Genomic DNA, 20024 nt, shown 5'->3' with positions numbered 1-20024 from the left:
CGCTTTAGTCTTCGAAGCGGATCGGGCATTTCTCCGGCCCTTCGAGTTTGCGCAACTCCTCCACTACCTGTGGTCGCGCCTGACGCAAGGTCAGGCTGCGATCCTGACGCAGCAGGCGCCGGGCCTCCTGATGAAGCATTTCCACGCCTGAATAGTCGATGAAGTTGATCTGCTGCGCCTCGATCACCACCCGCGCGCCCTGCATCCGTTGCAAGCGCACTTGCAGATAGTGGCTGGCGCCGAAAAAGATCGACCCGCCGACCCGCAGCACATCGTCTTCGCCATCGCGCCAGTGCTGCACCCTCGGCTGTGAAGTGCGCTTGAGGTAGAAAAACAGCGAGGCCAGCACGCCGGCATAGATTGCCGTCTGCAACTCCAGCAGCAACGTGGCAACGCAGGTCAGGCTCATCACCACGAATTCCGCCCGGCTGACCCGCAGCAACGCGCGAATGCCGCGATGATCCACCAGTCCCCAGGCGATCAGCAGAATGCTGCCGGCCATGGCCGGAATAGGAATGTGCGCGATCAGCCCGGCACCGAAAATCGCAAACAACGCCACCCACAACGCCGAGAACACCCCGGCCAGCGGCGAGCAGGCCCCGGCCTCATAACTCAGCCCGGAACGGGTGAACGAGCCGGCGGACAGCGATCCCGAAAAGAACGCCCCGACAATGTTCGAAAGACCTTGCGCACGGACTTCCTGATTGGCGTCGAGCAACTGTTGCGAACGTGCGGATATCGAACGGGCAATCGACAGGCTGGTGACCAGCCCGAGCATGCCCACCGCCACGGCGCTGGGCAGCAGGCGCAGGGCCAGGTCCATATCCAGCGGCAATCCACTGAACGGCGGCAAGCGCCCGAAAAACGCGCTGACCAGTTGAACATGGCCGAACATCGCCGGCCACAGCCACACCACCAGACTGCCGAGGACCAAGGTCATCAACAGCGTCGGCCAGCGCGGCAGCCATTGTTTGAGCAACGCACCGACCACCACCGTCGCCACACCAAGAACCAGCGACGGTTTATCCACCGCCCCGAGATGGCGCAGCAGATCCATCAGACTGTCCAGCGCCGTGGCCTTGGCCGGCAGCTCCAGCCCCAGCAGGTTCGGCAATTGACCGATGGCAATCACCACCGCCGCGCCGAGGGTGAAACCCAGCACTACGGAATGTGAGACGAAATTCACCAGCGCGCCGAAGCGCAACAGGCCGAGCAGCCACTGGAAAATCCCGGCAAGGAAGGTCAGCAGCAGGATCAGGGTGATGTAGTCCTGTGATTCCGGCACGGCCAGCGGACTGACACTGGCGAACAGCACAATCGAGATCGCTGCTGTCGGGCCGCAGATCAGATGCCACGACGAGCCCCACAGGCAGGCGATCAACACCGGAACGATGGCGGCGTAGAGCCCGTATTCCGGTGGGAGACCGGCGATCAGGGCGTAGGCAATCGACTGGGGCAACGCGAGAATCGCCCCGCTGAGCCCGACGACCAGGTCCCGCCCGACGCTGGCGCGGGTCTGCCGCGGCAGCCAGGTCAGGAAGGGGAAAAGTGAGCGACGGCTGGGGAGGGCCATGGATCCTCGCGGGTGAAATTTTGCGCATTGTACGCAGCCCGGGACGCGGAGCGTCCATTGCGGCATTCCCACGCAGAGCGTGGGAACGATCGGCCCGCGCAGTTACAGTTTGGCTTTAACTGCCGGCAACGCATCTTTGCCATCCACAGTCTTCACTCCGTCAAGCCACTTATCCAACACCCCCGGATTCGCCTTGATCCACGCCTTCACCGCCTCCGCATTGCTGACCTTCTTGTTCACCACCTCGGCCATGATGCTGTTCTCCATCTCCTGAGTGAACGCAAGATTGGTCAGCAATTTACCCACATTCGGACAGGCTTCGGCGTAACCCTTGCGGGTCAGGGTGTAGACGCTGCCGGTGTCGCCAAAGTACTTCTCGCCGCCCTTGAGGTAATGCATTTTCAGCTGCACGTTCATCGGGTGCGGGGTCCAGCCGAGGAAGGTGACGAATTTCTGTTTCTTCACTGCCCGCGACACTTCGGCGAGCATCGCCTGTTCGCTGGACTCGATCAGCTTCCACTGGCCCAGGTCGAAGTCGTTCTTCTTGATGATCTCTTGCAGCGAGATGTTCGCCGGCGCGCCGGAGCCGATGCCGTAGATCTTCTTCTCGAATTTATCGGCGTACTTGTTCAGGTCGGCAAAGTTATGCACACCCGCGTCCCACACGTAATCCGGCACGGCCAGGGTGAATTCGGTGCCGTCGAGGTTCTTCGCCAGTTGCGTGACGTCACCGGTGGCGACGAACTTGTCGTAGAAGCCCTGCTGCGCCGGCATCCAGTTGCCGAGGAACACGTCGACCTGTCCATCCTTCAAGCCGCCGAAGGTGATCGGCACCGCGAGGGTGTCGACCTTGGCCTTGTAGCCCATGCCATCGAGCAGAAACCCGGTGATGGCGTTGGTCGCGGCAATGTCGCTCCAGCCGGGATCGGCCATTTTCACCGTGTCGCAGCTCTCGGCGAACGCGGATGCGCTGCCCAGTGCCAGCAGACTGACCGTCACGACTGTGGATAACTTGACCATGGACTTCCCCTTAACGTTATTGGTTTTGGCAGGGTTGTGGATAACGGGCCTTGCGCTCCAGGTCATCGAGGTCGATGTGGTTGCGCATGTATTGCTGACTGGCGTCCACCAGCGGCTGGTGATCCCAGCTCTTCAGTTTGCCGATCGTCAGCGCCTCGGCGACGAAACGCCGACGGCGCTGGCTTTCTAGGACTTTGCGGTGGATGGCCGGGATGTCCCACTTGGCCCGCGCTTCGGCGAGAAAATCGTCGAACAGTTGGCGATGTTGTGGCGATTGGCTGAGTTCTTCCTGCTCGCGTGGATCGTTATCCACATCGAAGAGTAGGCAAGGGTCGGTTTCGCTGTAGATAAATTTGAAGGCGCCACGGCGGATCATCATCAGCGGGCTGACGGTGCCTTCGGCCATGTATTCGCCGAACACTTCGTCGTGACCGCCCTGCCCGTTCAGGTGCGGAACCAGCGAGCGGCCGTCCAGCGGCAGATTCGGTTCCAGGCTGCCGCCCGCCAGCTCGACGAAGGTCGGCAACAGGTCGGCGGTGGAGACGGCAGCGCTGACACGGCCCGATTTGAACTGACCGGGTGCACTTATCAACAGGGGAACCCGCGCGGCCATTTCGAACCAGTGCATTTTGTACCAGAGGCCCTTCTCGCCGAGCATGTCGCCATGGTCACCGGAAAACACGATGACGGTGTCATTCATCAGCCCACAATCTTCGAGGGTTTGCAGAAGTTTGCCGACGTTGGCGTCGATATAACTGCAAGCACCGAAGTAGGCACGGCGCGCGTCGCGAATCTTATCCACAGGCAGCGGCTTGTCCCACAGGTCGTAGACCTTGAGCAAACGCTGGGAATGCGGATCGAGTGAATGCTGATCCGGCGTCGTTGGAAGCGGTATATCCGCATCGTCGTACAAATCCCAGAATGCCTTGGGAATCGTGTACGGATCGTGCGGGTGAGTCATCGACACGGTCAGGCAGAACGGCTGGTCGCCGTCCTCGCGAATATGGTCAAACAGATATTGCTGAGCCTTGAACACCACCTCTTCATCGAAGTCGAGTTGGTTGGTGCGCACGCACGGCCCGGCCTGCAACACCGAAGACATGTTGTGATACCAGCTCGGCCGCACGTCGGGTTCGTCCCAGTTCACCGCCCAGCCGTAGTCGGCCGGGTAGATATCACTGGTCAGGCGCTCTTCGTAACCGTGCAGTTGATCGGGGCCGCAGAAGTGCATCTTGCCGGAGAGCGCGGTGCGGTAACCGAGGCGGCGCAGGTAATGGGCGTAGGTGGGAATGTCGGCGGGGAAATCGGCGGCGTTGTCGTAGGCACCGATCTTGCTCGGCAATTGCCCGCTGACCAAGGTAAAACGCGACGGTGCGCACAGCGGGCTGTTGCAGTACGCGGCATCGAACACCACGCCTTGTTCGGCGAGGCGGCTGAGATTCGGCAGTTTGATCGGCGACGGGCCGTAGAACGGCAACGTTGGCGCGGCCATTTGATCGGCCATGATGAAAAGAATGTTCTTGCGCTTCATGTGATCGCGGCATTCCATAGTGAATATTTATGCGACATTGCTGCGATCGAGCATGGATTCCCCGCGATATCCGGTAAAGCCCGCGCCGGACAATGACTAGGATAAGCACAGCTTATGTATGACGCCCTCGGTGATTTGTCGCTGGACCTGCTGCGCGCCTTCGAGGCGGCGGCCCGTCATCGCAGTTTTACCGCTGCGGCGGTGGAGCTCGGCACGACCCAACCGGCCATCAGCCAGCAGATCAAGCGGCTTGAAGAACAACTCGGCACGCGGCTGTTCGACCGCATCTACCGGGGCATCGAACTGACCGAGGTCGGCTCGATCCTGTTCGAGCAGGTTACCCTCGGTTTGCAGAATATCGACGCAGGATTGAGCGCGATCAGCACGCAGCAGCAACATGAAGTACTGCAGGTCGCCACCGATTTCGCCTTCGCCGCGTATTGGCTGATGCCGCGCCTGCACCGCTTCCATGAAGCTTATCCACAGGTGGACGTGAGCCTGGTCACCAGCGAGCGCAATCACAACATGCTGCGTCCGGATATCGACGTTGCCGTGCTGTTCGGCGACGGTCGCTTCAAGCAGGGTGAAAGTCACTGGTTGTTCAGCGAAGAAGTGTTTCCGGTGTGCAGTCCGCAATTGCTCAAGGATCGCTCCCTGCCCTTGCCGGCCCAGGCATTGATGGAGTTTCCGCTGCTGCACCTGCGCGGGGAAAACAGCAGCAACTGGTTCGACTGGAGCGGTCTGTTCCGCGCGCTGAACATCAGTACGCCGCCGGCCCCGGGCCAGTTGCGCTTCGACAATTACACTTTGTTGATTCAAGCGGCGATTGGCGGTCAGGGCGTGGCCATCGGCTGGCGGCACCTTGTGGATAACTTGCTCACCCAGGGTCTGCTGTGCCGACCGATCGCCGAGACCACCCTGTCGCGTCTCGGTTATTACGTGGTGCTGCCGCAGCGCAAACGCCGGGGCGCGTTGATCCAGACCTTCGTGGATTGGCTGATGGCCGAACAGGCGAGCAGCGCCGAATCCCTGGCCGGGCTACCGTTGCCGTCGATTGCTGTGTAACGGATCAAGAAGCGGCGACAAAATCCACGTGCTGGCGCAGATGCAAATTCAGCCGCAGCTCATCGGCAATGCCCACCGCCACCCGGTTCAGGCGCTCCAGCGGTTCGGCCAGACCCGGTTCAAGCGTGCGGCCGACCTGACTGAAATGCTCGATCGTCAGCCCGGCCACGCTGCGCGGTGCATTCACCAGCGTCCAGTGCAGCGGGCTGCTTTGCAGGGCTTCGCGAACCTCTTGAGCGGCGTGGCGTTGCAACGGGTCGGCGTTTTCCGGATCGTCCAGGGCTTCGAATTCGCCGATGACAAACAGCCGCGAGACGTTCGCCGCCTGCAGTCCGTCGATCAGCGCATCCACCGCCAGCACCTGTTCCACAGGCCCCAACACCACGGATTTCTCGACATGATCGCTGCTCAGCGGCAAGCCCGGCGCATTGAGCAGGCAGATCACTGCCGAGCTGCCGGCGACACTCTGGTTGACCCGCTCGGCATCGAGCAGATCGCCGCTTTTGGTGCGCAGCCCCGGCCGTGGGGCGAGCGCCGTCAGATCGTCGAGGATGGCAATGACTTCGTGCTGGCGACGCAGCAGTTCAGCCATCAACGCACTGCCCAGGCTACTCATGGCACCATAGAGCACCACTTTCACCGCCGGGGTTTCGGCATTTTTCATGGCTGAGTTCCCTTTTGTTTTCCCTTGTATGGCGTGTGACATACGGTCAACGGCGAGGGTTCGAACCGATTCAGAGGGTTTGCGATGCAGACGATCAAGGGTTATCACGCCCACGTTTATTACGACGCCAGCACGATCAAACAGGCGCGGGCACTTTGTGAGCAGGCAGCAGCGCTGTTTCCATTGAAGATGGGCCGCGTGCACGAACGCCCGGTGGGCCCGCACCCGGACTGGAGCTGCCAGCTGGCCTTCGGCCCGGAGCTGATCGGCGACGTGCTGCCGTGGCTGGCGCTCAATCGCAAAGGGTTGGTGGTGTTCCTGCACCCGGACACCGGCGATGACTTGCTCGATCACACCGAACACGCGATCTGGATGGGCGCGATGCGGCCGCTGGATCTGTCTGTTTTTTAATCAGATGGTTTCTTCGGGTTCGCCCGGCAAATGCTCGTCCAGATGCAGCCACGGTAACTGGCTGTCGGTCCAGATATGCCGCTCGGCGGCGGCCTGCTCTGGATGATCCAGTGTGGCAATCGTCAGATCGATGCTCTCGGGGCTGAGCAGCGTCACCAGCGCAAGGTGTGCGCCGCAGTTCGGACAGAAAAACCGTGCGCAACTGGTCGACGAGTCATAGCGCGAAGGTTTCCCTGTCAGCCACTGGAAGTTCGCCGCCGGCAGCGTGATCCAGGTGGTGACGATGCCGCCGCTGACCTTTCGACAGATCGAACAATGACAGTGGGCGATGTCGTGCAACGGTCCGCTGAACTGATAGCGGATATGTCCGCAGTGACAGCCACCGCCGTGCAACTCAGTCATCGCCCTGCCCTCCGCTTCCCGTGTTCATTGACTCTAGCCCGCATCCGACGGCCGGTTGGCCGTTCGCCCAAAGCTTTCTTGCGCGAAAGGTAGCTGAAAGGTTCCCCGATTAGGATCGCCCCCACTGCCGGCAACAGACCGGTTGGCCAACGCGTGTGATTGCTCGCACGACAGGCCCAATTAACAACAACAATGGTGATTCTGATGTCCTCTGCAACCCGCCTCTTCGCTGCAACTCCGCCCGTACGCCTCGTGCTTCCCGTTCTGCGCTGATCCCGCCCGATCCGCTCACTTACCTAGCCGCGCTACGCCTGGAGTATTCCCATGCTGACTTTCCTTGGCTTCGCCATGGTCATCACGTTCATGTTCCTGATCATGACCAAGCGCCTGTCTGCGCTGATCGCTCTGATCATCATCCCGATCCTGTTCGCCCTGTTCGGTGGTTTCGCGCCGAAGATCGGCCCGATGATGCTCGAAGGTATTACCAAGCTTGCGCCGACCGGCGTGATGCTGATGTTCGCGATTCTGTATTTCGCCCTGATGATCGACTCCGGACTGTTCGACCCGGCCGTGCGCAAGATCCTCAAACTGGTCAAGGGCGACCCGCTGAAAGTTTCGGTCGGCACCGCCGTACTGGCGCTCGTCGTTTCCCTCGATGGTGACGGCGCGACCACATACATGATCTGCGTGGCCGCGATGCTGCCGCTGTACAGCCGCATCGGCATGAGCCCGCGGATCATGGCCGGTCTGATCATCCTCGCCGGCGGCGTGATGAACATGACCCCATGGGGTGGCCCGACCGCCCGTGCGGCGAGCGCGCTGCACGTGGACCCGTCGGACATCTTCGTACCGATGATCCCGGCGATGGCTGCCGGTGTGGTAGCGATCCTGATCATTGCCTACTTCTATGGCAAACGTGAGCGTGCGCGTCTGGGCGAGCTGCACCTGATCGGCGACGAAATCGATCACAGCGAAATCAGCGTCTCGCAATTCCCGGATGCCCGCCGTCCGAAACTGATCTGGTTCAACGGCCTGCTGACCCTGGCGCTGATGTGCACCCTGATCGCCGGCCTGCTGCCGCTGCCGGTGCTGTTCATGGTGGCGTTCAGTATTGCCATGATCGTCAACTACCCTTGCCTGCAAATGCAGAAGGATCGCGTCGCGGCCCACGCCGGCAGCGTGCTGTCGGTGGTCAGTCTGATCTTCGCGGCGGGCATTTTCACCGGTATCCTGTCGGGCACCGGCATGGTCGACGCGATGTCGAAAAGCCTGCTGGCGGTGATCCCTGATTTCCTCGGCCCGTACCTGGCGGTGATCACGGCGCTGGTGAGCATGCCGTTCACGTTCTTCATGTCGAACGACGCGTTCTACTACGGTGTGTTGCCGGTGTTGTCCGAAGCGGCCAGCCATTACGGCATCACCGCAGTGGAAATGGCCCGTGCCTCGATCGTCGGTCAGCCGGTTCACCTGCTGAGCCCACTGGTGCCGTCGACATACCTGCTGGTGGCACTGGCGGGGATCGAGTTCGGCGATCATCAGCGTTTCACCCTGAAGTGGGCAGTGCTGGTCTGCCTGTGCATACTGGTCGCTGCCTTGCTGTTGGGCACTTTCCCGCTGTTCAGCACGTTGTAACGGCACCAAACTCACCAGGACGCCAGCTGATTGCTGGCGTCCTGGTTTAACACTCGCTCAAAGGAATACACATGGAATGGCTGACCAACCCTGAGATCTGGGTTGCCTTCTTCACCCTGACCGCCCTGGAAATCGTTCTGGGCATCGATAACATCATCATGATTTCGATCCTGGTCAGCCGCATGCCCAAACACATGCAGCAGCGCACCCGGATCTTCGGTCTTGGCCTGGCCATGATCACGCGGATCCTGTTGCTGCTGTCGATCACCTGGGTCATGCGCCTCACCGCCGACCTGTTCGAAGTGTTCGGCCAGGGCATTTCCGGTCGCGACCTGATCCTGTTCTTCGGTGGCCTGTTCCTGCTGTGGAAAAGCTCCCAGGAGATGTACCACGCTCTGGAAGGTGAAGACGAAAGCGACGAGACGCCCGGCGGCAAGGGCGGCAATTTCCTCTACACCATCATCCAGATCGCGATCATCGACATCGTGTTCTCGCTGGACTCGGTGATCACTGCTGTCGGCATGGTGTCCCACGTGCCTGTGATGGTCGCGGCGATCATCGTGGCGGTGCTGGTGATGATGCTGGCCTCGGGCAAGATCAGCGAGTTCATCGACAAGCACCCATCGCTGAAAATGCTCGCGCTGTCGTTCCTGCTGGTGGTGGGTACCGTGCTGATTGCCGAATCGTTCGACGTGCACGTACCGAAAGGCTACGTCTACTTCGCCATGGCGTTCTCGCTGGCGGTCGAAGCGATCAACATCAAGATGCGCACCGCCATCGCGAAAAAGAAGAAACAGCAGGATCCGGTAAAACTGCGCAAGGATATTCCGGGTCAGTAACCCGAATGCTGCACTGATGATCAAAGGGCCTTCGGGCCCTTTTTTCATGGCTGCATGAACCTGTTTTCATGACACTTTTGTTTCAATCCCCGCTTTAGCTGTGCAATGCTGGCGCCCAGACCGTTAGCCAACTACAGCTTAAGTATCAGAACGTAGAAATTGCGCGGTACCGTCAACTTGCCCCTCTGGGGCGCTGCCATTACAGGGGGTCTGCATGCTCACCCTGCTCAATTTGCTGTCTGCCGTGGCCCTGCTGATCTGGGGCACGCACATCGTTCGTACCGGCATCCTGCGGGTGTACGGCACCAATCTGCGCCACGTGATCGGCCAGAACATGTCCAGGCGCTGGCTGGCCTTTGTCGCCGGCATCGTTGTCACTGCGATGGTGCAGAGCAGCAACGCCACCGCCATGCTCGTGACGTCCTTTGTCGGTCAGGGCCTGATGGCGTTGACCCCGGCCCTGGCGACCATGCTCGGTGCCGATGTCGGTACGGCGCTGATGGCGCGGGTGCTGACGTTCGACCTGTCGTGGCTGTCGCCGCTGCTGATTTTTATCGGGGTGATTTTCTTTCTGTCGCGCAAACAGACCCGGCTCGGGCAGATGGGCCGCGTGTCCATTGGGCTTGGGCTGATCATTCTGGCGCTGCAATTGATCGTCGAGGCCGCTGCGCCGATCACCCATGCCCAAGGGGTGAAGGTGATTTTCGCGTCGCTGACTGGCGATATCCTGCTCGACGCTCTGGTGGGCGCGCTGTTCGCGATGATTTCCTACTCCAGTCTGGCGGCCGTGCTGCTGACCGCCACGCTCGCCGGCGCTGCGGTGATCAGTCTGCCGGTGGCGATCGGTCTGGTGATTGGTGCCAACATCGGCAGCGGCGTGCTGGCGTTCATGAGCACCAGCATGCAGAACGCCGCCGGCCGGCAGGTGGCGCTGGGCAGCCTGCTGTACAAACTGATCGGGCTGCTGCTGATCATCCCGGTGCTCGACCCGCTGGTGCACTGGATCGACAGCCTGGATTTCAGCCCTCAGGAAATGGTCATCGGCTTCCATCTGCTCTACAACACCGCGCGCTGCCTGATCCTGCTCCCGAGCGTCGGCCCGATGGCGCGGCTGTGTGCCTGGCTGCTGCCGGAGCGCCCCGAGGTCAATGGCACCGCCAAGCCCCGTCACCTTGATCCCACCGCGCTGGTCACGCCGAGTCTGGCGCTGGCCAACGCCGCCCGGGAAACCCTGCGCATGGGCGACCTGATCGACAACATGCTCGACGCGACCCTCGACGTGCTGCGCGGCAAGCAGACCGCCGTCACCCAGGAAATGCGCAAGCTGACCGATGATGTCGAAGCGCTGTACAGCGCGATCAAGCTGTACCTGGCGCAGATGCCCCGCGAGGATCTCGGCGAACAGGACAGTCGGCGCTGGGCGGAAATTATCGAGCTGGCGATCAACCTTAAACTCGCCAGCGACCTGATCGAACGCATGCTGCGCAAGGTGCAGCAGCAGAAGACTTCGCAACGCCGGTCGTTTTCCGAAGACGGGCTGGAAGAATTGGCCGGCCTGCACCAGCAATTGATCGCCAACCTGCGGCTCGGGCTGTCGGTGTTCCTCAGCGGCGACAAGGAGAGCGCCCGCCAGTTGCTGCGCGAGAAACGGCGCTTTCGCGCACAGGAACGACGTCTGGCCCACGCCCATGTCAGCCGGTTGCAACGCAAGATCGTGCAGAGTATCGAGACCAGTTCGTTGCACCTGGAGTTGATTGCCGACATGAAACGCCTGAACTCGCTGTTCTGCAGCAGCGCCTATGTGGTGCTGGAAACTTCCGATACCGGCGCGCTGGCGGCGGACGATATGGCGGACATCACGCATTCGCCTTGAACGTCTGGGGTTGCGGTCAGTCAGTAACTCAAGGTTTGGCCTCGCGGCCGGACTGACGACACGGATCTCCAATTCAGCCGTATGGAAGCTCGTTATGCGTTGCCTGTTGTTCGCCTGTCTGCTGCTCGGTTCCCTGCCCGCCTTCGCCCTGGATCGTTTTCAGGTCGAAGGCTATGCGCTGCCCAACGGTTTGCAATTGCTGCTCAAGCCCGGCACCGAGCGTGGGCACGTGGCGATCCGGCTGGTGATCGGTGTCGGTCTCGACGATTTCGACTGCAATGAAAAGGAGCTGCCGCACCTGCTCGAACACTTGCTGTTCAGCGGCATCGACGCCACCGGCGAAGGTGGCCTCGAAGAACGCATGCAGGCCCTCGGCGGTGACTGGAACGCTTTCACCAGCAACGCCGATACCACGTTCGTCATCGAAGCCCCTGCGAAAAACCAGCGCAAGGTCCTCGACCTGCTGCTGGCACTGCTGACCCAGACCCGCTTCGACGACAACGCGATCAACGCCGCCAAGCGGGTGGTCGAGCGCGAGGACGGTGGTCACTACACCCGCCTGCAGCGCTTTCTCGACCGGCAGGACCTGGGCCACACTGCAAGCAATCAACTGGCGGTCGAGCTGGGCCTGAAATGCCCGCAGCGGGCCGAAGTCGATGGCCTGACCCGCGAGCAGCTGGATAAGGTGCGCAAGGCCTGGTACGCGCCGAACAACATGACCCTGATCGTCGTCGGTGACCTCGACAAACTGCTGCCGGCCTATCTGGAACGGGCGTGGGGCGCGCTCGAAGCGGTCGAGCCGAGCGAGCACCGTCCATTGCCTGACATCCGCGCCAGCGCCGCCCACGAACGCACGATCACTCGCGGCTTCATCGGCAACAGCGCCAAGCTGCACTGGCTGGTGCCGGAGCCGGTGCTGGACGATCAGTACGATGAAACCTTCGACCTGCTCAAGGAATACCTGGAGTGGGCGCTGTACCGCCAATTGCGCCTGAACCACGGTTTGTCCTACGGGCCGTGGGCCGAGCGCGAAGTGTTCGGCGGTGTCGGCTTCATGAGCCTCAACGCCGATCTGGATCGCGGTGACATCGCCGAAGCCGAACAAGTGCTGGAAGACCTCAAGGCCGGCCTGCTGAAAAACGGCCTCGACGCCGACACCTTCAATCGCTTGAAACAAGCCGCCATCGCCCATCAGGCCTGGGCCGTGCAAGGCACCAGTGCATTGGCCGATTACTACTGGAGCGCGCTGGGCGACTACGAGGATGGCCGCTTTGCCGATCCTGCGCGGGAGCTGCAAGGCGTGACGCTGGAGGCGGCGAACAAGGCCATGCGCGAGTTGTTGCTGCAACCGGGTTATCTGCGGATCGAGAAACCGCTGCTCAGCGACGATCAAGTGTTGTGGCTGCTGGCGGGCGGATTGGGCGTGCTGGTGCTGATTCTGCTCGGCTGGCACCTGCATCGGCGCAAATCCGTGGATCCGGAATGACCGGCAGCCTCGCCACGGGGCCCGGCGGGCGGTACTCTGTCGAGGTTTTTTTCCTATCCAGTCGTGAACCGCCCCCATGTCTAAATTGACCCTCCTGATTCAGCGCATTCTCGAACTGATGAAGCGCTACCCCGGGGTCATTGCGCTCGGCGGTTTCATCTCCGGGGTCGGCAGCTTCATTCTGGTCGACCGGCAACAGGGGCTGGCGAGCTGGATCACCACGATCATGCTGCTGAGCTGGATCTGGCTGATGCTGGAAAACAGCCTGACCAGGCTGTTCACAAGGATCTTCAAACGGGAAATCCCCCAGCCGCTGCTGCGTTACGCGACGCAGATGATCCACCAGGAAAGCCTGTTTTTCGTCCTGCCGTTCTTCTTCATCACCACCACCTGGAACAGCGGCCAGCTGTTTTTCACCGGGCTGTTGTGCATCGCGGCGCTGATCTCGATCGTCGACCCGCTCTACTACAAGTGGCTGGCGCCACGGCGCTGGGCGTTCCTCGCGCTGCATACCCTGACCCTGTTCGCCGCCCTGCTCACGGCGCTGCCGGTGATCATGCACCTGACCACCTCGCAGAGCTTCAAATGGGCACTGGGGATTGCGGTGCTGCTGTCGTTCCCGAGCCTGGCGTCGATCTTCCCGATCCGCACCGTACGCAATGCCTTGGCGATCCTGTGTATCACGGTCGGCATCGGTGGCGTGGGCTGGGTCCTGCGTTCGTGGGTGCCGCCGGCGACGCTATGGATGACCGACGTGGCGATCAGCACTCAGGTGCAGGACCGGGTTCCGGGCGCCAGCCTCAAGGAAGTCAGCGCCGAGCAGATCCGTGGTGGCGGGCTCTACGCCTACACCGCGATCAACGCGCCGCGCGGGCTCGACGAGCGGATTTATCACGTCTGGCAGTTCAACGGCAAAGAGGTCGACCGCATCGCCCTCGACATTCACGGCGGGCGCAAGGAAGGCTACCGGGCCTGGACCCACAAGCAGAACTTCCCCGGCAACCCGGCGGGCAAGTGGCAGGTGCGGGTGTTGACCGAGGACGGACAGGTGATCGGCGTGCTGCGCTTCGAGGTCACGGACAGCACACCGACCAAAGAAAAGTAACCGGGTTCGTGCTATTACGTAGGTTCGTCTCAAAAGCCGAACAAGCACGGAGCTTATGACCAGCAGCCCAACGACCGGCAGTGCCCGCCTGGACACCTCGATCACCCCTGCCCGCCTGCGGGTGACCGGGGACTGGACGCTTGCCCATTACGCCGAGCTCAAGCAACTGAGCGAAACGCTCAACGGCCAGTACGACGCCAACACCCCGATCGATCTAAACGGCCTCGGCGCCCTCGACACCGCCGGCGCGTCGTTGCTGGTGGAACTGCTCGGCTCCGAGCGGCTGGGCAAGTCCGCCGAACACCCCGACTGCACGATTTCCAGCGCCGACCGCGCCTTGCTGCAAACCGTGTATCGCTCGCTGACCGACTTCTGCGTGCCGATCAAGGAACCGGAAATCAGCGTCAGCGTGCAACTGCTGACGCGCATCGGCCGGGCCGTCGATACGGTCTGGCAGGACACCCTGCAGTTGCTCGGCTTCGTCGGCCTGATCCTCGAAACCATCGCCCGCAGCCTGTTCCGGCCCAAGCGCTGGCGGATCACGCCGATGATTGCGCACATCGAACAGACCGGCCTCGACGCCGCGCCCATCGTGGCGTTGCTGACCTTTCTGGTGGGGGCCGTGGTGGCATTCCTCGGGGCGACGGTGCTGGCCAGTTTCGGCGCCAGCGTGTTCACCGTGGATCTGGTCGGCTTCGCCTTCCTGCGCGAGTTCGGCGTGCTGCTCACGGCGATTCTGATGGCCGGCCGCACCGCCAGTGCCTTCACCGCGCAGATCGGCTCGATGAAGGCCAACGAGGAAATAGACGCGATTCGTACCCTCGGCCTCGACCCCATGGAATTGCTGGTGGTACCGCGGGTGTTGGCGCTGCTGGTGGCGCTGCCGATGCTGACGTTTCTGGCGATGATCTGCGGGATCGTCGGCGGCGCGGTGGTCTGCGCGGTGTCGCTGGATATCTCGCCGGCGATGTTCCTGTCGCTGCTGCAAAGCGACATAGGGATTCAACATTTCCTGGTGGGCCTGGTCAAAGCCCCGATCTTTGCGTTCCTGATCGCCGCCATCGGCTGTCTGGAAGGCTTCAAGGTCAGCGGCAGCGCCGAATCGGTCGGCGCCCACACCACCTCAAGCGTGGTGCAATCGATTTTCGTGGTGATCGTGCTCGATGCGGTCGCCGCGCTGTTTTTCATGGAGATGGGCTGGTGAGTCGTCTACCCCGCACGCCCTCCGAGGCGGTGATCGAAGTTCGTGGCCTGTGCAATCGCTTCGGCCACCAGAGCGTGCACGAGAACCTCGACCTCGACTTGTACAAAGGCGAGATCCTGGCCGTGGTCGGCGGTTCCGGCAGCGGCAAGTCGGTGCTGCTGCGCAGCATCGTCGGCCTGCGCCGGCCCAGCGAAGGCATGGTCAAGGTGTTCGGCCAGAACCTGCCGAGCCTGCCGGAGCATGAGCGTTCGCTGATCGAGCGGCGCTTCGGTGTGCTGTTCCAGAAGGGCGCGCTGTTCTCGTCGCTGACCGTCACCGAGAACGTCGCCCTGCCCCTCATCGAACACGCCGGGCTGAGCCGCGACGACGCCGAACATCTGGCGGCAGTGAAGCTGGCGCTGGCCGGGCTGCCGCTGTCGGCGGCGGACAAGTACCCGGCCTCACTGTCCGGCGGCATGATCAAGCGCGCGGCGCTGGCCCGGGCGCTGGCGCTGGATCCGGACATCCTGTTTCTCGACGAACCCACCGCCGGCCTCGATCCGATTGGCGCGGCGCAGTTCGACCAATTGATCCTGACCCTGCGCGACGCGCTGGGCCTGAGCGTGTTTCTGGTGACCCACGACCTCGACACGCTCTACACCATCACCGACCGCGTCGCGGTACTGGCGCAGAAGAAAGTGCTGGTGGCGGGCCCCATCGACGTGGTCTCGGAAACCGACGACGCGTGGATTCACGAATACTTCCACGGCCCTCGCGGCCGCTCGGCGCTGGACGCCGCCACACAGCTCAACGAGGTCTGACATGGAAACCCGAGCCCATCATGTATTGATCGGCCTGTTCACGGTGATTGTGGTGGCAGGCGCCCTGCTCTTCGGTCTGTGGCTGGCCAAGTCCAGTGTCGATACCGAGTTCAAGGATTACGAAGTCGTGTTCAACGAGGCGGTCAGCGGTCTGTCCCGGGGCAGTCCGGTGCAGTACAGCGGGATCAAGGTCGGCGACGTGGTCAGCCTGCGCCTCGACCCGAAGGACCCGCGTCGAGTGCTGGCACGGATTCGCCTGGCTGGCGACACGCCGGTCAAGGAAGACACCGAGGCCAAACTGGCCTTGGCCGGGATCACCGGCACCTCGATCATCCAGCTCAGCGGGGGCACGCCGCAAAGCTCGAAACTCAAGGGCCATGACGGCAACCTGCCGACCATCGTCGCCTCGCCTTCGCCCATTTCGCGGCTGCTCAGCGACAGCAACGATTTGATGAGCGGGGTCACGACGTTGCTCAGTAATGCCAATCAGATGTTCTCTGCCGACAACATCGAGCGCGTGAGCAAGACCCTCGAGCATCTGGAGCAGACCACTGGCTCGATCAACGATCAGCGCGGCGACCTGCGTCAGGCCATGCAGCAACTGGCGACGGTCGGCAAACAGGCGGGCAACATGCTTGAACAGACGTCCGCGTTGATGCGCAACGCCAACGGCCTGCTCAACGATCAGGGCAAACAGGCGCTCGGCAGTGCCGAACAGGCGATGAAATCCCTGGAGCAAAGCAGCGTCACCATCAACGGCCTGCTCAGCAAGAATCAGAATTCCCTCGACAGCGGCATGCAGGGCCTCAACGGCCTGGCCCCGGCGATCCGCGAACTGCGCGAAACCCTGAACTCGCTGCGCGCCATTTCCCAACGCCTGGAGGCCAACCCCAGCGGTTACCTGCTGGGCAGTGACAAGAACAAGGAGTTCACGCCATGAAGCTGACTCGCCTCGCCCTCCTAGCCGGCTTCACGTTGATCAGCGCATGCTCGATCCTGCCCAAGTCCGAACCGCTGGACGTCTACCGTTTGCCAGCCGCACAGGCGCCCGCCTCGGCCGGTTCGTCGGCGACTCAGCATTGGTCGCTGCGCCTGAACAAACTGCAGGCCAGCGAAGCGCTGAACCGACCAAGCATCGCGGTGATTCCTCAGGGCGATGTGATCAGCAGCTACAAGGCCTCGCGCTGGAGCGATCCGGCGCCGGTGCTGGTGCGTAACCGCTTGCTCGATGGTTTTCAGCGCGATGGCCGGGTATCGCTGTTGAGCACCGACGACAGCAATTTCCAGGCAGACCTGGAACTGGGCGGCAGCCTGCAGGCGTTTCAGACCGAGTATCAGGGCACACAGGCCAGCGTGGTGGTGCGTGTCGATGCGTTGCTGGTGCGCGGTTACGACCAGCGGATTCTCGCCAGTCGCCGCTTTGAAGAGCGTCAGCCGCTCAGTGATGTGAAGGTTCCGGCGGTGGTGGCCGGATTCGGGCAGGCCAGTGATCGTCTCACCGCGAAAGTCGTGGCGTGGGCGGTGGAGCAAGGGCAGAAGGTTGCCCCACCTGCCCGGCCTTGAGGCTTAACCGAAGAACCAGTAGCAGACACCGATAGCGCCGAGCACGCCCGCGAGTTCGGCCAGCAGCGCGCAACCGACGGCATGCCGGGCGCGCTGGATGCCCACCGCGCCGAAGTACACCGCCAATACGTAGAACGTGGTTTCGGTGCTGCCCTGGATCGTTGCGGCCACCAGCGCCGGGAAGCTGTCCACGCCCGAGGTCTTCATCGTCTCGATCAGCATCGCCCGGGCGGCGCTGCCGGAGAACGGTTTGACCATCGCAGTCGGCAGCGCATCGACGAAGCGCGTGTCCCACCCTGCCCACTCCACCAGATGGCGGATGCCGTCGAGGCCGAAGTCCAGCGCGCCCGATGCGCGCAATACGCCGATCGCGCAGAGCATCGCCACCAGGTACGGCAGCAGGTTCTTGGCCACGTCGAAACCTTCCTTCGCACCTTCGACGAAGGCCTCGTAGACCTTCACTTTGCGCAACGCGCCGATCACCAGGAACAGCATGATCAGGCCGAACAGCGTCAGGTTGCCGAGGATCGACGACAGCCCCGCCAGTGCAGTGGCCGACATCGTCGCGAGCAACGCCATGAAGCCGCCGAGGATCAGCGCGCCGGGAATCAGATAAGCCAGCACCACCGGGTCCCAGACCCGCAGGCGCTGCATGAACGCCACCGACAGGAAGCCGACGATGGTCGAGCAACTGGTCGCCAGCAGGATCGGCAGGAACACCAGCGTCGGGTCCGGCGCGCCTTGTTGGGCGCGGTACATAAAGATCGTCACCGGCAGCAGGGTCAGGGAAGACGCGTTGAGCACCAGGAACAGGATTTGCGCATTGCTGGCGATGGTCGAGCTGGGATTGAGCTCCTGCAGCGCCTTCATGGCTTTGAGGCCGATCGGCGTGGCGGCATTGTCCAGGCCCAGGCCGTTGGCGGCGAAGTTCAGGGTGATCAGACCCAGCGCGGGATGTCCGGCTGGAACTTCCGGCATCAGGCGCAGGAACAGTGGCCCGAGCACTTTGGCCAGCCACTCGACGATTCCGGCCTTCTCGGCGATGCGCAGGAAGCCCAGCCACAGGGTCAGCGTGCCGAACAGCAGCACCATGACTTCGACCGACAGCTTGGCCATGGCAAAAATGCTTTCCACCATCGCCGCGAAGATCCCGGCGTTGCCGCCGATCAGCCATTGCCCCAGCGCCGAAACGGCTGCCACGACGAAGAAGCCAAGCCACAGGCCATTAAGCATCAGTCAAATCCCCCCGGAAGATGCGGCGAATGATAGCGGGGTCGCCAGAAACGACAAACCCCGGATTTCTCCGGGGTTTGTCAGGGTGCCTTGCGGGCGGGATCAGTTTTTCGAAACGTCACCGGCCGGCAGTTTTTCCTTGCTGCGCCAATGCGGCAGCGAGTTCCAGTAGCGCTGGCCCTTGGCGTCGTCGTACATGCCTTCCCAACGGGCGATGACCAGTACGGCGAGGGCGTTGCCGATCACGTTCAGGGCGGTCCGCGCCATGTCCATCACACGGTCGACACCGGCGATGAAGGCCAGGCCTTCCAGCGGAATACCCACGCTGCCCAGGGTGGCCAGCAGCACCACGAAGGACACGCCCGGTACGCCGGCGATGCCTTTGGAGGTAACCATCAGGGTCAGGACCAGCAGCAGTTGCTGGCTGATCGACAGGTCGATGCCGTACAGCTGGGCAATGAAAATCGCCGCGATGGACTGGTACAGGGTCGAGCCGTCGAGGTTGAACGAGTAGCCGGTCGGCACTACGAAACTGCAGATGGCTTTCGGTGCGCCGTAGGCTTCCATCTTCTCGATCACCCGTGGCAGCACGGTTTCCGAGGAAGCGGTGGAGTAAGCCAGCACCAACTCATCCTTGAAGATGCGCATCAGCTTGATCACCGAGAAACCGAACATCTTGGCGATCAGGCCGAGAATCACGAAGGCGAAGAAGGCGATGGCGACGTAAACCAGGATTACCAGTTTGGCCAGCGGCAGCAGTGAGGCGAAACCGAAGTTGGCCACGGTCACCGCGATCAGGGCGAATACGCCGATCGGGGCGTAGTTCATGATCATGTGGGTGACTTTGAACATGCTTTCCGAGACGCCCTGGAACATCTTTACCAGCGGCTCGCGCAGGTCCGACTGCAGGCTCGACAGACCGAGACCGAACAGTACGGAGAAGAAGATGATCGGCAGCATCTCGCCGCGGGCCATGGCCGCGAAGATGTTCGACGGGATCAGGTTGAGGATGGTCTCGATGAACGCGTGTTCATGCTGCACTTCGGCGGCGGTCGCCTGGTACTTGGAGATATCCACAGTGCCCAGGGTGCTCATGTCGATGCCGGCACCCGGGTGGAACAGGTTGGCCAGCAGCAGGCCGACAACGATGGCGATGGTGGTGACGATTTCGAAGTAGATGATGGTCTTCAGGCCGATGCGCCCGAGCTTCTTGGCGTCGCCCACGCCGGCGATGCCGACGATCAGGGAAGAGATAACGATCGGGATCACGATCATTTTGATCAGACGGATAAAGATATCGCCTGCCGGTTGCAGGACATTGCTGATCCACCAGGCCTTCTCGGCACTGAAATGGTTGAGCAACGCACCGATTGCAATTCCCAATACCAGACCGATGAGGATCTGCCAGGCGAGGCTAAGCTTTGCCTTCTTCATTATCTTTACCCTTACTTGCGTTTGACTCAGGCACATGCAGGAACTGGAACGCTCATCAGCGGAAAAGTCTGTGCATCTGCCTCCGTATAAGGTGCCCCGAAGCGCGTGTTTACGGCTCTCCGGCAGGCGAAAAAAGGCGCAACTATTCCGATGCAAGGTTGCGCCGTCTAATGCCGTAAACGCCTACCC

18 protein-coding genes are annotated in these 20024 nt (G+C 61.9%); 11 read left to right on the top strand and 7 right to left on the bottom strand.

Translation table 11 applies throughout. The features are described 5' to 3' along the window. Positions 1–4 precede the first annotated feature (4 nt). From QRN46_RS02665 to betC, 3 genes are all read right to left on the bottom strand, one after another. On the bottom strand, positions 5–1573 hold the full coding sequence (locus QRN46_RS02665; protein ID WP_201819657.1) for a SulP family inorganic anion transporter: 1569 nt from the start codon (positions 1571–1573) through the stop codon (positions 5–7). A 102-nt stretch (positions 1574–1675) separates the two neighbouring features. Next, positions 1676–2593: a choline ABC transporter substrate-binding protein gene (choX, locus tag QRN46_RS02660; protein WP_011331753.1), complete on the bottom strand. Its 918-nt coding sequence runs from the start codon at positions 2591–2593 to the stop codon at positions 1676–1678. Between the two features lie 16 nt (positions 2594–2609). Then, positions 2610–4124, bottom strand: a complete 1515-nt coding sequence (gene betC, locus QRN46_RS02655; RefSeq protein ID WP_285354247.1) for a choline-sulfatase — start codon at positions 4122–4124, stop codon at positions 2610–2612. 114 nt (positions 4125–4238) lie between these two features. Between betC and QRN46_RS02650 the strand changes: the two genes are divergently transcribed. Beyond that, the gene (locus QRN46_RS02650; RefSeq protein ID WP_282475202.1) at positions 4239–5189 is read left to right on the top strand and encodes a choline sulfate utilization transcriptional regulator; all 951 of its coding nucleotides are present in this window, start codon (positions 4239–4241) and stop codon (positions 5187–5189) included. Positions 5190–5193: 4 nt separating this feature from the next. Here QRN46_RS02650 and QRN46_RS02645 read toward each other — a convergent pair whose 3' ends face one another. Further along, positions 5194–5853: an NAD(P)-dependent oxidoreductase gene (locus QRN46_RS02645; RefSeq protein ID WP_011331756.1), complete on the bottom strand. Its 660-nt coding sequence runs from the start codon at positions 5851–5853 to the stop codon at positions 5194–5196. 84 nt (positions 5854–5937) lie between these two features. Between QRN46_RS02645 and QRN46_RS02640 the strand changes: the two genes are divergently transcribed. Beyond that, positions 5938–6264, top strand: coding sequence for a DOPA 4,5-dioxygenase family protein (locus QRN46_RS02640; RefSeq protein WP_011331757.1), 327 nt, complete (start codon positions 5938–5940; stop codon positions 6262–6264). Here QRN46_RS02640 and QRN46_RS02635 read toward each other — a convergent pair whose 3' ends face one another. After that, entirely contained in the window at positions 6265–6666 is a 402-nt protein-coding gene (locus tag QRN46_RS02635; RefSeq protein ID WP_011331758.1) for a GFA family protein, read from the bottom strand. 324 nt (positions 6667–6990) lie between these two features. Between QRN46_RS02635 and QRN46_RS02630 the strand changes: the two genes are divergently transcribed. From QRN46_RS02630 to QRN46_RS02590, 9 genes are all read left to right on the top strand, one after another. Beyond that, the gene (locus tag QRN46_RS02630; protein WP_007954069.1) at positions 6991–8298 is read left to right on the top strand and encodes a CitMHS family transporter; all 1308 of its coding nucleotides are present in this window, start codon (positions 6991–6993) and stop codon (positions 8296–8298) included. A gap of 71 nt (positions 8299–8369) precedes the next feature. After that, positions 8370–9137 carry a TerC family protein gene (locus QRN46_RS02625; RefSeq protein WP_285354246.1) on the top strand — a complete coding sequence of 256 codons (768 nt, stop codon included), beginning with the start codon at positions 8370–8372 and terminating at the stop codon, positions 9135–9137. A gap of 214 nt (positions 9138–9351) precedes the next feature. Continuing rightward, positions 9352–11010, top strand: a complete 1659-nt coding sequence (locus QRN46_RS02620) for a Na/Pi cotransporter family protein (RefSeq protein ID WP_011331761.1) — start codon at positions 9352–9354, stop codon at positions 11008–11010. Positions 11011–11104: 94 nt separating this feature from the next. Next, positions 11105–12496, top strand: a complete 1392-nt coding sequence (locus QRN46_RS02615; RefSeq protein WP_285354245.1) for a M16 family metallopeptidase — start codon at positions 11105–11107, stop codon at positions 12494–12496. 76 nt (positions 12497–12572) lie between these two features. Then, positions 12573–13601 carry a DUF5924 family protein gene (locus QRN46_RS02610; RefSeq protein WP_011331763.1) on the top strand — a complete coding sequence of 343 codons (1029 nt, stop codon included), beginning with the start codon at positions 12573–12575 and terminating at the stop codon, positions 13599–13601. Positions 13602–13656: 55 nt separating this feature from the next. Next, the gene (locus QRN46_RS02605) at positions 13657–14805 is read left to right on the top strand and encodes an ABC transporter permease (protein WP_011331764.1); all 1149 of its coding nucleotides are present in this window, start codon (positions 13657–13659) and stop codon (positions 14803–14805) included. Further along, positions 14802–15605, top strand: coding sequence for an ABC transporter ATP-binding protein (locus tag QRN46_RS02600; RefSeq protein WP_011331765.1), 804 nt, complete (start codon positions 14802–14804; stop codon positions 15603–15605). Before QRN46_RS02605 ends, QRN46_RS02600 begins: the two co-directional genes overlap by 4 nt. 1 nt (position 15606) lies before the next feature. Then, positions 15607–16545, top strand: coding sequence for an MlaD family protein (locus tag QRN46_RS02595; protein WP_011331766.1), 939 nt, complete (start codon positions 15607–15609; stop codon positions 16543–16545). Continuing rightward, on the top strand, positions 16542–17168 hold the full coding sequence (locus QRN46_RS02590; protein ID WP_201819645.1) for an ABC-type transport auxiliary lipoprotein family protein: 627 nt from the start codon (positions 16542–16544) through the stop codon (positions 17166–17168). Before QRN46_RS02595 ends, QRN46_RS02590 begins: the two co-directional genes overlap by 4 nt. Before the next feature lie 3 nt (positions 17169–17171). Here QRN46_RS02590 and QRN46_RS02585 read toward each other — a convergent pair whose 3' ends face one another. Together QRN46_RS02585 and gltP are read right to left on the bottom strand one after the other, a co-directional pair. Further along, complete coding sequence (locus tag QRN46_RS02585; protein WP_011331768.1) at positions 17172–18401, bottom strand: spore maturation protein; 1230 nt, start codon at positions 18399–18401, stop codon at positions 17172–17174. A gap of 102 nt (positions 18402–18503) precedes the next feature. Then, positions 18504–19835: a glutamate/aspartate:proton symporter GltP gene (gltP, locus tag QRN46_RS02580; RefSeq protein ID WP_011331769.1), complete on the bottom strand. Its 1332-nt coding sequence runs from the start codon at positions 19833–19835 to the stop codon at positions 18504–18506. Between the last annotated feature and the right edge of the window lie 189 nt (positions 19836–20024).

This window comes from Pseudomonas sp. lyk4-R2A-10, from assembly GCF_030209075.1.
GTDB classification, from domain to species: domain Bacteria; phylum Pseudomonadota; class Gammaproteobacteria; order Pseudomonadales; family Pseudomonadaceae; genus Aquipseudomonas; species Aquipseudomonas glycinae.
Note: the sequence above shows the minus strand (reverse complement) of the source record. Positions and strands in the feature narration are given on the sequence as shown.

Coding starts and splice junctions, on each gene's coding strand:
- QRN46_RS02665 (WP_201819657.1), bottom strand. CDS start 1,573: ATGGCCCTCCCCAGCCGTCGCTCACTTTTCCCCTTCCTGACCTGGCTG.
- choX (WP_011331753.1), bottom strand. CDS start 2,593: ATGGTCAAGTTATCCACAGTCGTGACGGTCAGTCTGCTGGCACTGGGC.
- betC (WP_285354247.1), bottom strand. CDS start 4,124: ATGAAGCGCAAGAACATTCTTTTCATCATGGCCGATCAAATGGCCGCG.
- QRN46_RS02650 (WP_282475202.1), top strand. CDS start 4,239: ATGTATGACGCCCTCGGTGATTTGTCGCTGGACCTGCTGCGCGCCTTC.
- QRN46_RS02645 (WP_011331756.1), bottom strand. CDS start 5,853: ATGAAAAATGCCGAAACCCCGGCGGTGAAAGTGGTGCTCTATGGTGCC.
- QRN46_RS02640 (WP_011331757.1), top strand. CDS start 5,938: ATGCAGACGATCAAGGGTTATCACGCCCACGTTTATTACGACGCCAGC.
- QRN46_RS02635 (WP_011331758.1), bottom strand. CDS start 6,666: ATGACTGAGTTGCACGGCGGTGGCTGTCACTGCGGACATATCCGCTAT.
- QRN46_RS02630 (WP_007954069.1), top strand. CDS start 6,991: ATGCTGACTTTCCTTGGCTTCGCCATGGTCATCACGTTCATGTTCCTG.
- QRN46_RS02625 (WP_285354246.1), top strand. CDS start 8,370: ATGGAATGGCTGACCAACCCTGAGATCTGGGTTGCCTTCTTCACCCTG.
- QRN46_RS02620 (WP_011331761.1), top strand. CDS start 9,352: ATGCTCACCCTGCTCAATTTGCTGTCTGCCGTGGCCCTGCTGATCTGG.
- QRN46_RS02615 (WP_285354245.1), top strand. CDS start 11,105: ATGCGTTGCCTGTTGTTCGCCTGTCTGCTGCTCGGTTCCCTGCCCGCC.
- QRN46_RS02610 (WP_011331763.1), top strand. CDS start 12,573: ATGTCTAAATTGACCCTCCTGATTCAGCGCATTCTCGAACTGATGAAG.
- QRN46_RS02605 (WP_011331764.1), top strand. CDS start 13,657: ATGACCAGCAGCCCAACGACCGGCAGTGCCCGCCTGGACACCTCGATC.
- QRN46_RS02595 (WP_011331766.1), top strand. CDS start 15,607: ATGGAAACCCGAGCCCATCATGTATTGATCGGCCTGTTCACGGTGATT.
- QRN46_RS02590 (WP_201819645.1), top strand. CDS start 16,542: ATGAAGCTGACTCGCCTCGCCCTCCTAGCCGGCTTCACGTTGATCAGC.
- QRN46_RS02585 (WP_011331768.1), bottom strand. CDS start 18,401: ATGCTTAATGGCCTGTGGCTTGGCTTCTTCGTCGTGGCAGCCGTTTCG.
- gltP (WP_011331769.1), bottom strand. CDS start 19,835: ATGAAGAAGGCAAAGCTTAGCCTCGCCTGGCAGATCCTCATCGGTCTG.